Origin of the sequence: Novosphingobium colocasiae, from assembly GCF_014652555.1 — a bacterium.
Classification (GTDB): domain Bacteria; phylum Pseudomonadota; class Alphaproteobacteria; order Sphingomonadales; family Sphingomonadaceae; genus Novosphingobium; species Novosphingobium colocasiae.
In genome coordinates this window covers 1-12594 of record NZ_BMZA01000029.1, presented here as the reverse complement: position 1 = coordinate 12594, position 12594 = coordinate 1, and the positions used below count along the sequence as shown (strand labels likewise).

General features: G+C 58.8%; 15 protein-coding genes. 4 read left to right on the top strand and 11 right to left on the bottom strand.

Features of this window, described 5'->3' with window-relative positions; all coding sequences use genetic code 11:
- Positions 1 to 41 precede the first annotated feature (41 nt).
- The 5 genes from IE122_RS17355 to mobQ all read right to left on the bottom strand — a co-directional run bounded on the left by IE122_RS17355 (position 42) and on the right by mobQ (position 4287).
- A complete protein-coding gene (locus IE122_RS17355) occupies positions 42 to 491 on the bottom strand; it encodes a very short patch repair endonuclease (protein ID WP_189622509.1) in 450 nt (149 codons plus the stop codon).
- Positions 492 to 496: 5 nt separating this feature from the next.
- Complete coding sequence (locus tag IE122_RS17350; RefSeq protein WP_189622508.1) at positions 497 to 1489, bottom strand: HNH endonuclease; 993 nt, start codon at positions 1487 to 1489, stop codon at positions 497 to 499.
- Between the two features lie 7 nt (positions 1490 to 1496).
- Positions 1497 to 2561, bottom strand: coding sequence for a DNA cytosine methyltransferase (locus IE122_RS17345; protein ID WP_189622507.1), 1065 nt, complete (start codon positions 2559 to 2561; stop codon positions 1497 to 1499).
- 149 nt (positions 2562 to 2710) lie between these two features.
- Positions 2711 to 3211: a hypothetical protein gene (locus IE122_RS17340; RefSeq protein WP_189622506.1), complete on the bottom strand. Its 501-nt coding sequence runs from the start codon at positions 3209 to 3211 to the stop codon at positions 2711 to 2713.
- Positions 3208 to 4287, bottom strand: a complete 1080-nt coding sequence (mobQ, locus tag IE122_RS17335; RefSeq protein ID WP_189622505.1) for a MobQ family relaxase — start codon at positions 4285 to 4287, stop codon at positions 3208 to 3210. Before mobQ ends, IE122_RS17340 begins: the two co-directional genes overlap by 4 nt.
- 171 nt (positions 4288 to 4458) lie before the next feature.
- Here mobQ and IE122_RS17330 point away from each other — a divergent pair, with 171 nt between their 5' ends.
- The 3 genes from IE122_RS17330 (at position 4459) to IE122_RS17320 (ending at position 7890) form a co-directional block, all read left to right on the top strand.
- A complete protein-coding gene (locus IE122_RS17330) occupies positions 4459 to 4749 on the top strand; it encodes a mobilization protein (protein WP_189622504.1) in 291 nt (96 codons plus the stop codon).
- Complete coding sequence (locus IE122_RS17325; RefSeq protein ID WP_189622510.1) at positions 4749 to 6305, top strand: type IV secretory system conjugative DNA transfer family protein; 1557 nt, start codon at positions 4749 to 4751, stop codon at positions 6303 to 6305. The genes IE122_RS17330 and IE122_RS17325 overlap by 1 nt, the downstream gene beginning before the upstream one ends.
- A 484-nt stretch (positions 6306 to 6789) precedes the next feature.
- Positions 6790 to 7890 carry a replication initiator protein A gene (locus IE122_RS17320; RefSeq protein WP_189622503.1) on the top strand — a complete coding sequence of 367 codons (1101 nt, stop codon included), beginning with the start codon at positions 6790 to 6792 and terminating at the stop codon, positions 7888 to 7890.
- Between the two features lie 158 nt (positions 7891 to 8048).
- On the opposite strand, the gene IE122_RS17315 is transcribed toward IE122_RS17320, so the two are convergent.
- From IE122_RS17315 to IE122_RS17290, 6 genes are all read right to left on the bottom strand, one after another.
- Positions 8049 to 8450: a sigma factor-like helix-turn-helix DNA-binding protein gene (locus tag IE122_RS17315; protein ID WP_189622502.1), complete on the bottom strand. Its 402-nt coding sequence runs from the start codon at positions 8448 to 8450 to the stop codon at positions 8049 to 8051.
- Positions 8451 to 8600: 150 nt separating this feature from the next.
- Positions 8601 to 9146: an AAA family ATPase gene (locus IE122_RS17310; protein WP_189622501.1), complete on the bottom strand. Its 546-nt coding sequence runs from the start codon at positions 9144 to 9146 to the stop codon at positions 8601 to 8603.
- Positions 9147 to 9204: 58 nt separating this feature from the next.
- Positions 9205 to 9495 carry a ribbon-helix-helix domain-containing protein gene (locus tag IE122_RS17305; protein ID WP_169576884.1) on the bottom strand — a complete coding sequence of 97 codons (291 nt, stop codon included), beginning with the start codon at positions 9493 to 9495 and terminating at the stop codon, positions 9205 to 9207.
- Positions 9492 to 10145 carry a ParA family partition ATPase gene (gene parA / locus IE122_RS17300; protein ID WP_189622500.1) on the bottom strand — a complete coding sequence of 218 codons (654 nt, stop codon included), beginning with the start codon at positions 10143 to 10145 and terminating at the stop codon, positions 9492 to 9494. Before parA ends, IE122_RS17305 begins: the two co-directional genes overlap by 4 nt.
- A gap of 49 nt (positions 10146 to 10194) precedes the next feature.
- The gene (locus tag IE122_RS17295; protein WP_189622499.1) at positions 10195 to 10743 is read right to left on the bottom strand and encodes a recombinase family protein; all 549 of its coding nucleotides are present in this window, start codon (positions 10741 to 10743) and stop codon (positions 10195 to 10197) included.
- A gap of 119 nt (positions 10744 to 10862) precedes the next feature.
- Positions 10863 to 12044, bottom strand: coding sequence for a DGQHR domain-containing protein (locus IE122_RS17290; protein ID WP_189622498.1), 1182 nt, complete (start codon positions 12042 to 12044; stop codon positions 10863 to 10865).
- Between the two features lie 307 nt (positions 12045 to 12351).
- Here IE122_RS17290 and IE122_RS18440 point away from each other — a divergent pair, with 307 nt between their 5' ends.
- Positions 12352 to 12519 carry a hypothetical protein gene (locus tag IE122_RS18440; protein ID WP_229814359.1) on the top strand — a complete coding sequence of 56 codons (168 nt, stop codon included), beginning with the start codon at positions 12352 to 12354 and terminating at the stop codon, positions 12517 to 12519.
- Positions 12520 to 12594 lie beyond the last annotated feature (75 nt).

Below are 12594 nucleotides of genomic sequence, written 5' to 3'. Positions count from 1 at the left end.
CGGCAAGGCGGTAACCTGGCAGCTCACCAGCTACGCCTAACCTACGCCCCTGCTTCGGCAGGGCTATACCGCAGAGCATCAGGCATTCCCTCCACGGCATGCCTGATGCTTTTTTCTAAGCGACCCAGATCCCGCAGATCACATTCCCAAATCACCTGAACACGCCATCCGGCTATTTTCAACGCAGCAATCTGGGCGCGATCCCGTTCGACGGTGGCCGCAAATTTTGCTTCCCAGAAGTCGGCCCTCGTCTGCGGCATAGTCGATCGTGAACAGCCGGCATGACGATGCCAAAAGCACCCATGCACAAAAATCACCAGCTTATGGCGTGGCAGGACCAAATCCGGTTTTCCAGGAAGATTTTTTCGATGCAGCCGGTAGCGATAACCCATGCGGTGAACCAAACGCCGAACAACCATTTCCGGGCCTGTATCCTTGCCGCGCACCCGCGCCATATTCGCGCTTCGCTGAGCAGGAGTAATCCGATCCACGGCGGTTAGCCTGACCGAACCCAGCTTTGACCATCCCACAGCAAGCGGCCGGCGTGAACCTGATCGTGATGCACATTACAGATGGTCACGAGGTTTTCGACGGTATTCCCACCCTTTGCCTTATGCTCGATTAGATGATGAAGCTCCAAAAATTTCCTCGGATCGTCGGGAGTGAGCATCGCCCTGTTCCAACCACAAACGACACATGAAAATTTGTCCCGCTCAAGCACTGAGACACGAACATCATCCGGTATCTTGCGATCATGTTCGGGAGCCTGCTTATCCTCATCAAGCACATAGCTGCCGACCGGCAAATCCTCTCGGCCTTGCATGCGTGTGGATATCGGCCACCCTTCTTCCGTGCGGAGTTCCCTGACACGACGAGGCCATTCGTTCGCCTTTCCGGCAAGATATTTCAGTTCCTCAAGCGAAACGGGTTTCCCGACATTCGCACGGAAATACTCCAGCAGCTTTGCCTTCACGCCCAATGGCTTTCGGCGGATAGTGTTCAGCATATTCCAGCGGTGAGCCGCGTCCCGATCTTGGGTCGTGCTGACCAAGACATATTGGTCGGGCCGGATTTGCGCCGGATTTACTCCAAGCCCTCCGCCGATCTCGGCTGCGCTCTCAGGATCGGCATCGACCATTTCCTTGAAAGTAACACCGCTGCAAATGAGCCAACCGAATTGAACGCGCAGTTCCCTCACCCGTCTGGCCCATTCACCAATGCCGGACACAATCAGCAACTCATCGCCATCGATCAGCGTCATGGGGTAACGCTGCAAATAGACGATAATGCGCTCTCGGGCGGAATCGGCCAGTTGCGCCGGAATCAAACTACAGCCGAGATTCCTTAACCCCTGCATTGCAGGGATAAGACTTCGCACCTTAACCCGAAGATCAGGATCATGTTGCAGCTTCAGGAAATCGTCGAGAAGGCCTTTCAACTTCTCGACGTCGTTTTGATTGTCGGTTGAGGGAATAACCCGCTTAGCCATATAGCAGTTACGCCGTCATTTTGGCAGGCATCAGCACATCGGCCGCCATACGCGCCAGCGACCCAGCAAATGGAGGGGGCACCGCATTTCCGATTTGCCTCGCGATCTCAACCTTGGTCCCGCAAAAGCGGAAATCGTCGGGGAAACCCATAAGCCTGGCCGCTTCTCTATGCGTGATCGGGCGATGCTGATCGGGATGGAGATAGCGCCCTTTTTCCGGCTTATAAAACTCGGTGCGGATCGTGACCGACGGCCGATCCCACCAGAGACGCCCGAACAAATCCGTGCCGCCTGATGTTTTCCTGACCCAGCAGTCCGGGGTAATCTCGGGTGCATTCCGCAAAAGATCGAAGCGATTGCCGCCGGGTGGCACGGCTCGGTATCGGGCCATGCTCTTCTCTGTCGGCGTTCTTCTAATGTGAAGATTAAGGGGTGCTTCGCCCTGAATCTCGATCTCTACAGGTTCGGGCAAATCACCAATGACTTCCCGTACCGTGACCCACGGGCGACGATTTGTTTTCGTTCCGGGGTCTGCATGGGTCGGAAGAGGCGGAAACTGCGGTGCCCACACACCCTTCCGCCAACCGATGACAATCGTCCGCCGCCTGGTTTGCGGAGCGCCATAGTCCGCCGTATTGAGGATCGCCGCGTCCGTTTTGAAACCGATCTTTTCCGCCTTTTTACGGATCGCAACCAGTTCGGGGGAGCGGAACAGCTCTGCTACGTTCTCCATGATGAACATGCGCGCGCCGGACCGTCGAACAATGTCAAGATACGGCTCCCATAGGGCACGGCGAGAATCTCCATCCCGCTTTTTGTTAAGCAAGCTGAAGCCCTGGCAAGGAGGACCGCCTATCACGATATCGGCAGCCGGAACTTCGGTCCGATCCAACCAATCTTCAATGTTGCCGCAGACTGCATCACCAGAGAAATTTGCCTTATGCGTCTCGATGGCGGCCCGGTCATTATCTATCGCCAGGATCGGATCGAACCCGCCGCAGAAGCGATCATCAGCAAAGCCAAGGGACATGCCGCCGGCACCTGAAAACAGGTCAATCAGCTTCCATTTCATACGCTTTCGATCCTATGCATGGTGAGCTTCAACATTAAATTTGTTCTCATTATGTTCTCATTTCGTGCTTATACCCGTAGCGGGATCGTATCAAGTTGGATAGAGCGCGCCGCCCCTTCCTGGTGCCGTCAATCATAATAGGCAGGATATTATCGCTCCCGATCATGCCGCTGCGCCCTGACGCGTCCCGGAAACATCTCCTCATGGATCGGCTCCACCACCGCCACCGTGCCGTTTTCACCGCTCCGCACCTTGCCCGGCTCGAAAACTCGCCCCCGATCAAGCTGATCCGCAATCCATTCCCGTGCCCGCGCCGCATCGCGGGCCGCGCCGTCAGGATCGCCCTTATTCAGCCCCTTGGCGATCGCCTGGGCCACAATGTAATTCCCCTGTGCCGCCCTTAGCTCTGGATCGCGCGCAGCTTCCTCTGCCGTCGCCGCTCTGAACCTGTCGCCCAGCGTAATCACGCGATCGACGCCGGCACCGGACGCGCTGACATTGCCGGCGACGAGCTGGGCCAGTGTCTCGCCCATGGCGTCCACCTTGGTTTGCATCACCTCGACCTGGCCCACCAGATTCTCCACCGCCGCAAGCACCGCCCTCTGGGTCGCCAGCAGCGCCATCACCGGGTCGTCGCTGTCATCGCTCATCGCTCGCGACCCCTATCCTTGTCACGTTGACGCTGCCGGTTCTGCTCGGCCTGGTCGGGCCTGCGCGCCTTGTCGATACGCGAAGCGATGCGGTCGGCCGCACTCCCCGGCTCCGGAATGTCACTATCACGCTCGCCCCGCTGCGCCGTCGCCTCCGCGATCCGCTCGGCCGCGCCGCGATCGGCGGCCTGATCCTGACGCCCCCATGCAGCACTGAGACGATCACGTAGCCCCTGCGCCATGTCCTTGGCCTTCTCGCCCAGGCCGCGCATTGTTTCCGCGATCCTGGCGCTAATCTCGCGAAGCTGCTGCGTCAGCTCCCGCCGTTCGCAGTTACGCGCCTGCACCCCGCGCTGTTCGTCGCCGCGATCAGTGGGCGTGCCCTTGCGCTCCATTGCCACCGCCGACAAGGGCACCTTGCCCAGCGGCTCGCGGTCCAGCGCCTCTTCCTTCTTTGCGTCCCCCCGCTCCCGCGCCGCCTCGCGCTGATCCTTCAAGGAACGATGGTCGATCCGCTCATCGCGTCCGGCACGCGCCAGGGCACGGTTGGCATGGTCGGCCCATGCCGCGCGCCACCCCTCAAGCCGCTCGGCTGCGTTCCAGTCCCGGTTTTTCTTCCCGAACCCCTCGCCGGTCAGGTCGCGCATGGTCAGCATGACATGCGCGTGCGGCTGCTCCTGCCCATCTGCCGAATGGCCCCGGTGCAGCGACACGTCTGCAATCATGCCTTGGGACACGAACTGCTCGCGCACATAGCTGTCGACCAGGGCGCGCCGCCCCTCCGCGTCCAGTTCACGCGGAAGAGAGATTTCCACCTCGCGGGCAAGCTGGGCGTCCTTGCGCTTCTCGGCCGCCTCCACGCCGTTCCAGAGCTGAGCACGATCGAGCATCCAGTCAGGCGTGGACAAGGGAGCCATGATTGCGCGGTGTTCGATGTCCGACTTGCGCGTGTAGTCGTGGCATTTGCCAAGGCGCTCGTCGGTCAACCGCTCGCCCGACCGATAGGCGGCGGCGGCGACCGCGCTGCGCCCGGTGCCACGCGAGATGACTTTGACGGAGCAATGATAGATCGCCACGGGCCGCGCGCCTTCTTCCTTCCTTCACTTAAGGGGGAAGCCGTCCGGCGGGGGCAAAGCCCCCACGAGGACCACGCACATTGCGAAGCAATGTATAAGCGTGCCCTTATCTTCGTTAAGGTAGCCTTGTTACGTTCCCTTTGCTATAGCGAAATGCCATAGGAGGACGGCATGGCACGCACACCCGTTGAAGAACGCCTTGAGAAAATGCGCGAGGATGAGCGGCGGTTGCGTGAACGACGAAAGGCGTTGGAGGCGCGCGTCTCCGCCGATCGCCGCAAAGCCGAAACCCGCGAGCGCATCATGCTCGGCGCGTTCATCCTCCACCACATAGAAGAGGATACACCCACGGGCCGCCAGCTCGCGCCCCTGCTGCAACGCGAACTGCCGCTGTTCTTAACCCGCGAGCGCGATCACACACTGATGGCTCCCCTGCTGAAGCGGCTGAAGGAGAAGGAATGATGGCAGGGCCGCTGATCGGGGGTGAACGGGGTATCAGTGGCGGTTTCGCGGTCGTCGGCGGCATTATCGTCCTGGTCGGCACGCAATGGCTGCTCGGCAAGCTGCTCCCGGAATCCATCGCCAGCACAATCGCCTGGGCAGCTCTGGTGGCGTTCGGGGTCGCGGTCTGGAAGTTCAACCAAGGGATGCGGCGCAACGATATGCTCGGCTCGGCCGCCTTCGGATCGCGGGCCGATGTGCGCGGACTGGAATCCAATGGCGGCGATCTGCTCATTGGCCGGTCCGCCAAATCCGGCAAGCTGCTGCGTTATGACGGCCCCGCCCATTTGCTGACTATGGCCCCGACGCGCAGCGGTAAGGGCGTGGGCACCATCATTCCCAATCTGCTCACCCTCGACCGCTCGGTGATCTGCATCGACCCCAAGGGCGAGAACGCCCGCGTCACCGCTAGGGCGCGCGCCACCAAGGGCAAGGTCTGGTGCCTCGATCCGTTCGAGGTTTCCGGGCAACCCCCTGCCCGCTACAATCCACTCGACCGGCTCGACCCCGCCAGCCTCGATCTGGCCGAAGATGCGATGACGCTGGCCGACGCCCTGGTCCACGATCCGGCAGGCCAAGGCGGCGATGCCCATTGGAACGAGGAAGCCAAGGCGCTGATCGCCGGGCTGATCCTCTATGCGGTCGTCCATGAAGAGCGCGAGCATCGCACGCTGGCGACGGTGCGCGACTATCTGACACTGGCTCCCAAGGCGTTCGCTGATCTGCTCACCCTCATGCAGGACAGCCGCGGCGCCGGTGGCCTGATCGCCCGTGCCGCCAACCGCCAGCTCGGCAAGTCCGACCGCGAGGCCGCAGGAGTGTTGTCGTCGGCCCAGCGGCACACTCATTTTCTCGATAGCCCTCGGATCGTCGCCAGCACATCGGCCTCGGATTTCACCTTCGCAGGATTGAAGGAAGGGGTTTCCACGGTGTTTCTTTGCCTCCCCCCTGACCGGCTCGACGCCTATTCGCGCTGGTTGCGCCTGCTGGTCGCCCAGGCGCTCACCGACATGGCGCGCTCGCCTGCCAAACCCGCGCGGCCCGTCCTGTTCTTGCTCGATGAGTTCGCCGCCCTGGGCAGGCTGGAACCCGTCGAGCGGGCAATGGGCCTGATGGCCGGATACGGGTTGCAGCTCTGGCCGATCTTGCAGGACATGCACCAGTTGCGCGCCCTCTATGGCGAGCGCGCAGGCACCTTCATGTCGAACGCCGGGGTGTTTCAGGCGTTCGGGGTGAACGACCTCGCCACGGCCGAACTGCTGTCGAAAACGCTGGGCCAGGAAACCCTCGAATATCAGACGGCGGGCTATTCCAAAGCCAGCATGATCGACGGCGGCAAGCTCACCCGGTCAGCCAGCACGCAAATCAGCGCCCGCAACCTGATGAACCCCGATGAGATCATGCGGATGCGGCCCACTGACCAGCTATTGATGCTCCAGGGCCAGGCCCCATTGATCGTGGAGAAGATTCGATATTACGATCAGCGCGAGTTCTCAGGATTATCCGATCCCGGCTGAGGGGTCGCACCCTATCCGCCTGGCGTCTCTGGAAAGCCAATTTCTGACCTTGCCGCTTGTGTTGTTGCTGCTGGTTGAGCACCAACGTCCCATCCTGATTCCAACAAGCAAATTGCATCGACCGCGTTAGCGGTCGTCCTTTTAGCGTGGCGAAGCCGCGCCCTCTGCCCTCTCAGAAATCACGCGGCCTGAAGTCATCCACAACCCGGCCTAGTGTTAAAATATGGGTTAAGTGATGTGTTACGGGATTTTGGTACTCCAGTAACTACTTGATATAATGGTATTTATTTACAGAAAATCGGCCTATGGTGAATCCACTATGACGAAAAAGCGATTCCAGAGTGACGATAGGGTGAATCCACTCTGACGATAGGCCGCCGCCCGCCAAGCGTAATCGAAATGACGATAGCAGCAGGGATGAATCTGAAATGACGATAATCCGCTTGCGTATGTGAAATGACGATAGTAGCTCTCTGTCACTGAAATGACGATAGACTCCACCCCTACCCTGTTTGACGTTGCATCCGCCAGCGTCGTGGACGGCGACGATCGGACGCCCCTGCTGCCGGTGCGCCACCCCAACCAGGACTTGTTCATCTGCGACGTGCTGGACGCGATCCCGAAGGACGACATGGCCTCGATGGAGCATCCGGTCTTTTCACTCTCGACCAAGCCCGACAACCGGACGCGGCGCTATGAGCATAACGGCAACGTCATCGAGATTATCCCATCGGGCAAAGGGCTGGCGACGATCCATGACAAGGATATTCTGATCTACTGCATTTCGCAGCTCGTCGCGAAGATGAACCAGGGCGAGCAGCCCAGCCGCACTGTGCGCCTGCAAGCCTATGACATGCTCGTTGCCACCAACCGGCAGACCAGCGGCGAAGGCTACCGGCTGATGGCCGATGCCCTCACCCGCCTGCGCGGAACCACCGTGCGAACCAATATCCAGACCGGCGGCGTCGAGGAGACGCGGATTTTCGGCCTGATTGAAGAAGCCAATATCACCCGCAAGACGTTCGATGGCCGGATGCTCGACCTCGAAATTACCCTGTCGGAATGGGTGTATCGCTCCATCATCAGCAAGAACGTCCTGACCCTCCACCGGGACTATTTCCGGCTTCGCAAGCCCTTCGAACGGCGCATGTATGAGCTGGCCCGCAAGCATTGCGGCGTGAAGGACGAATGGAAGATCGGCTTGGAACTGCTACAGAAGAAATGCGGCTCCAACAGCCCTCTTCGGGTGTTCCGGGCCTTGGTCAAGAAGGTCTGCGAGCATGATGCTGACCACGGCCATTTCCCCGACTATGCGGTGACGATGACCGATGACGTTATCCTGTTCCGCAACCGCTCCGGCCTCAAGAGCAAGCCCGATCCAGTTACCGTCGATGACGATGCGCCTTATATCGACCCAGAAACCATGCACGACGCCAAGACGGCCGCGCCAGGCTATGATGTCTACGCGCTCTATGACGAATGGGTGTCGTGGTGGCACGACATGGGCAAGCCCGAACTGAAAAGCCCCGCCGGGGCGTTCCTCGGATTCTGCAAGAAACGGCACGAACGCAAACCGCTGCGCTGACCCCATGTGGGCTTGCCCACATGTAAACATCTCTGTGTAACAAGGGGTGGTTTCCAGCTTAGCGGGTTTTGGTCGGCGAACTGCAGAAAGCGGACTCCTGAGTGCCACAGCCTGCTTGGGCGGTTCGCGCCCTTATATCGGCCACCCTACGTTGCGGTTCAGCGAAGGCCTTCACGGCGCAGGACGTTGGACACAGTCGATTGGGACACGTCGAGGCGCTCCGCAATCTCCATCTGGGTCAAATCACGCTCGTAGAGCGCGACGATGTTCTGATCCCGTGCCGCCTTCCCGCCCCTGGTTTTGGGGGTATAGGTCATCGTCGCGGTCAACCCCGGCCCAACCACCTCCTGCGTGAAGGTCTGGCCACGATGCCCAACGGCGGTGGCCTTTGCGATACCGGTTTCCTTGTTCACAGTGACAGTGAATTTCTTCACGCCGGGATCGTCCGAGAGGCGATCCGTCAGCGCCTTCAATTCAGACGCCAATCCCGCGCTGCTGGCAATGGGAACGAGAGCTTTTCCGGTTTTTGGTGCCTTGGTGAGGCGAAGCGGCTTGGCCATGTGAATCAATTTCCTGGTATTTATAATATTTAGCTACCAGAAATACTAAATTCCAACAAGGGCAGTTACGGCCGGCCCGGTGCAATTTATGTCGCGTTCTAGGCACCTGAAACTACGGGCTGAATGGCCGAAGAAGGTTGTCTTCTGCCCCTAAATGAGGTGGCTCAGCACGAAAAGCGATCTTTCGGCGACTGAGCTTTTCGGAAGAATGATCGGTTCATAGTCGAGTTCGCGGTAAGCGATCACAAGGCGCTCGTATTCAGCAACCGCTTCGCTCATATCGTGTTGGCGTTCCCGATCCCTGACATAGATCTCCGGCCAAGGTGGTGTCAGAAAAACAAGGCGATAGTATCGAGGAAAAGAGGCAAGCGTGACCGAGGCCGCTCGGCCCGTTGCATGTTGAAGCGCAACTGCCGCGTCCACAAGGCCGCGATCGAAGAACGTCCAATTACCTTGCTCTTGAGCGATATTACGATCCTGGGCAGCCACCTCGATCGCTCGTGTCGCGAAAGCGCCCAGATTTACCCAAGGCAGCGCCTTGCCGTCACCACGCAGTTCCTCGGCTACAATCCTGCGGCCGGGTTCCGATACAGTTCCGAACCCTCGACCAGCCAGGTCCGTCAGCAATGTGGATTTGCCGCCGCCAGAGCAGCCTGAGAGGATCACATGCCGAGAAGATATGTTGTCGATGGTCATCAAGTCCGCATTCGGGCCGTGGGCTGCCCCGCCGCAACATGTTTGCATGTGAACATGCTCACTTGCCTACAGGACTTTCCCCCATCTTGCGGAGCCAGTCGTTAAACGCCTCGGCCATAGCATCCTGCAAGCTCATCCCATGCTTGCGCGCGGTCATATGCATGGCGAACGACATTTCCGGGCTGAAATAGCCCGTCATCGCCTTCTTGCCCTGACGGCTCGGCGCAACCGGGCTGCTGCCGGTGCTGCTGGCGATCGGCGCAGCCGTCCGCGCCTCCGGCTCGGTCGCCACCGGCGACGGCGCAGAATCGCGATCCCGCAATGAAAGCAATGATCCCTTCCGGCTCATGCGCTAGCCCTCCGCTTCCTAGATGCTTGCATGTTTACATGCCCGCATGTCCACTTGTAAAGCTCGCGCACCTCATCGGCCGCCTTGCCATTCGGCTCGACCTCCATCGCCGTTTTCCCCTCGGCCGCCGCGTGGCGGAAAGCAGCACGATCCGCGATATGGTGCGGGCAAGCGTCTAACCCATAGTCCTGCACGAGCTGCGCCGCTTCCTCATACATGCGCGGGGCGGTCGGGCTTCCCGCCGTGAAGATCACGAAAGCAGGCTTGCCGCGCATCTTCACAAGGCTGGCAGTCGTCTTGATCGCGGCTAGGTCGAACGCACTTGGCCGACATGGGATCAACACCAGGTCCGCCGCCTCGACGGCAGCGCTGGCGGCGCTATCGGCGTGGGGCGGGGTGTCGATCACTATGAACTGCGCGCCCTGCGCCGTGGCCTGCTCGATCTTGGCGGTGAGGCGAGGGGGGGCACTGTCGATCACGATCGGGGGCGCATCCTGCCGCCAGGCCGCCCATTGGCTCGCCGTCGCCTGCGGGTCCAGGTCGATCACTAGCGCGGTATGCCCGGAATCCTCGGCAGCAGCGGCCAAATGCAAGGCGAGGGTAGTTTTCCCCGCGCCACCCTTTTGGCTGATAATCGCGATTGTTGGCATGTGGGTATCCTTACATGACCGCATGTTTGCATGTGGTCATGCCCGTTGATTATCGGCCAATCAAGCGTGAAATGGTGGCTTGGCTCACATCGAACAGCGCCGCGACTGTGCGCTGGGTGTCACCAGCGGCGAGCCTTTCGAGCGCCTCGGCCTGCTGGTGAGGGGTGAGGGCGGCCTTACGCCCAAACTTCACGCCCCGCGCTCTGGCCTGCGCGCGTCCAGCGGTGGTGCGCTCGATGATCCGTTGCCTCTCCCAACTCGCCGCTACGCCCAAGACGGCAATCACGACCTCGGCAAGTTGAGAGGTCGTGTCCAGCATCGGCTCCGCGATCGAGCGAAAGCCAGCGCCAGCCTCCTTTACCATGTGAAGTGTATTCAACAGGTCGCGCGTGTTCCGAGCAAGCCGGTCCGTGGCCGTCACCATCAACACGTCGCCAGGATCAAGCGCGCCAATCGCGCGCTTAAGCTGGGGCCGCTCGGCCGACGCACCACTGATCTTCTCGCGGAAGATTTTGGTGCAACCGGCGGCCTCAAGCTGGGTGAGTTGCTGGGCCAGGTCCTGCCCATTGGTCGAGACGCGCGCATAGCCATAAATCATGGCACGATTTTGCATCAGATTTTTGTATCAGGAAAGATCGCTGATTTCCGCCATTCCCGTCCCGATGCAAAAATCCTGATTTTCGGATCAGATATAAAACCCAATCCGAAATCAGCGGTCTACTGCACCTTAACTCGAGGGAGAGATGCTTGGATCTTTGCGATCAAAACGCGACGCCCAGCACTGCTAGAATACGAACCCGCAGCGCCATGGGGAGCGACCTTCCAAAAATCGATGCCGCTTACAGGGGTGCCGTATGAGTCATCTCCTTGTAGACGACGAAGAGGCTCTTCTAGGACGGAACTATAGGACTCCGGTTCTAAAACCGAAAGTCCCATGGATTTCACAAGTTCTAATATAGATACGAGAGCAGAATGCAGAACAATTACCCCTACACCCTTTTGTAAGGCATACCCATTCGGTTGATCGAATGGATCTTCCATGAAACTTCTAAGTCCACGCCAAAATGCGTCAATTATCTTAGTTTGAGTATCTATATCCAGCATCCCAAAATACGGGGATGACAGCAGCGGTTTAAGAGATGTGACCATTGATGCAGCCGGAAGGATGGTTTGCCCTTTTTCCATTGCGGCAAATCTGACTCTTCCACGCCACGGAGGACTATTGTCGCTAAGTTTTTGCGTTATGTTCTGCGCTTTGACAATCCAGTCCTGCCCCTTTTCGGCTAAAGCATCTACTATGCTTTCGTCATTTTTTGATCTTTGCGTGAGAAGTTCATAGGCAAGATCAGTCCTTACGGGCTTTGCTTTGGTATTTATGGTGTAGAATTGCTCCATTTCTTCACCTTCATCTGCACCAAGCATGCAGACAAATGGAATTTGGTACTTGGACCACAATTCTTCATCTTCTTCTTGAATTAATTTTTCTAGAGCTTTTATTCTATGCTGACCATCAACCACATGAAATATGTAATTATTCTTCCTACCGGCTGAGCTTACTTTAGCTAGCGCGCTCAAATCTAGCTTATCGTCCGAATATGCATGCCGAGCCTCTCGCCCCCTAACATTTAAAAGAATGCAGGTCGGAAGATCTACGCGCCCTTTGATTAGATCGTTAGCCAGCTCATTAATCCGAGTTTGCTGTGGAGGGCGTTGATAGCCTTTCTTCGTTCGCGGATCGAAGCTGGGAATAACGTAGTTGTCAGGCGCGAGAGCACCAGCGGTAATGAAGCCAGCTACAATTGGCGTCTCGGTCTGGATGAGCTTTGGGCCAAGCGTCACTGACAAGACCGTCGGCTTCACGAAAGGGCCGGGGGGTGGGCTGAAGGTTGAGCGTGCCATACGAGTCTCCAATCAATTTACGTCTGCATATCAGACCCGGATATGCGGTTCCACATGAAAGACCCATTTTGCGGATCTGATTTCGCGGATCCGCGTTGACAACGTGATGAAGAGCGGGTTAAGGGAGTCCTTGCATGCTGTTCATGCAGAAACGACGAAGGCGGAACCGCGCCAACGGTCCCGCCTTCTGATCGGTCGGATGGTTCGTGGCGCCATCACCGATCGCTCCACAGACCACATCCGGGCCTACTACCTGGGATGTTACTCTTTTGGGCCGTTTCTTCAACCCGCCACGGGAGTGAAGAAGATGAAAAAGCCTATCGGCACGACTGCACGTACTGGTGAAACCTGCCCTGAGAGCGGCGTCTGGAAAGTGGTCGGCACGCCTACCACCACCGCGCCGATCGCAAAGAGCAACCGCATGCCTCCTTATAGCGGCAAGGCGGTAACCTGGCAGCTCACCAGCTACGCCTAACCTACGCCCCTGCTTCGGCAGGGCTATACCGCAGAGCATCAGGCATTCCCTCCACGGCATGCCTGATGCTTTTTT

What these genes read in the sequence shown, in the direction of transcription:
- IE122_RS17290 (WP_189622498.1), bottom strand. Translation starts at nt 12,044, where the DNA reads ATGGCACGCTCAACCTTCAGCCCACCCCCCGGCCCTTTCGTGAAGCCG.
- IE122_RS17305 (WP_169576884.1), bottom strand. Translation starts at nt 9,495, where the DNA reads ATGAGCCGGAAGGGATCATTGCTTTCATTGCGGGATCGCGATTCTGCG.
- IE122_RS17325 (WP_189622510.1), top strand. Translation starts at nt 4,749, where the DNA reads ATGGCAGGGCCGCTGATCGGGGGTGAACGGGGTATCAGTGGCGGTTTC.
- IE122_RS17310 (WP_189622501.1), bottom strand. Translation starts at nt 9,146, where the DNA reads ATGACCATCGACAACATATCTTCTCGGCATGTGATCCTCTCAGGCTGC.
- IE122_RS17315 (WP_189622502.1), bottom strand. Translation starts at nt 8,450, where the DNA reads ATGGCCAAGCCGCTTCGCCTCACCAAGGCACCAAAAACCGGAAAAGCT.
- IE122_RS17330 (WP_189622504.1), top strand. Translation starts at nt 4,459, where the DNA reads ATGGCACGCACACCCGTTGAAGAACGCCTTGAGAAAATGCGCGAGGAT.
- IE122_RS17295 (WP_189622499.1), bottom strand. Translation starts at nt 10,743, where the DNA reads ATGATTTATGGCTATGCGCGCGTCTCGACCAATGGGCAGGACCTGGCC.
- IE122_RS17345 (WP_189622507.1), bottom strand. Translation starts at nt 2,561, where the DNA reads ATGAAATGGAAGCTGATTGACCTGTTTTCAGGTGCCGGCGGCATGTCC.
- IE122_RS17350 (WP_189622508.1), bottom strand. Translation starts at nt 1,489, where the DNA reads ATGGCTAAGCGGGTTATTCCCTCAACCGACAATCAAAACGACGTCGAG.
- parA (WP_189622500.1), bottom strand. Translation starts at nt 10,145, where the DNA reads ATGCCAACAATCGCGATTATCAGCCAAAAGGGTGGCGCGGGGAAAACT.
- IE122_RS17340 (WP_189622506.1), bottom strand. Translation starts at nt 3,211, where the DNA reads ATGAGCGATGACAGCGACGACCCGGTGATGGCGCTGCTGGCGACCCAG.
- IE122_RS17320 (WP_189622503.1), top strand. Translation starts at nt 6,790, where the DNA reads ATGACGATAGACTCCACCCCTACCCTGTTTGACGTTGCATCCGCCAGC.
- IE122_RS18440 (WP_229814359.1), top strand. Translation starts at nt 12,352, where the DNA reads ATGAAAAAGCCTATCGGCACGACTGCACGTACTGGTGAAACCTGCCCT.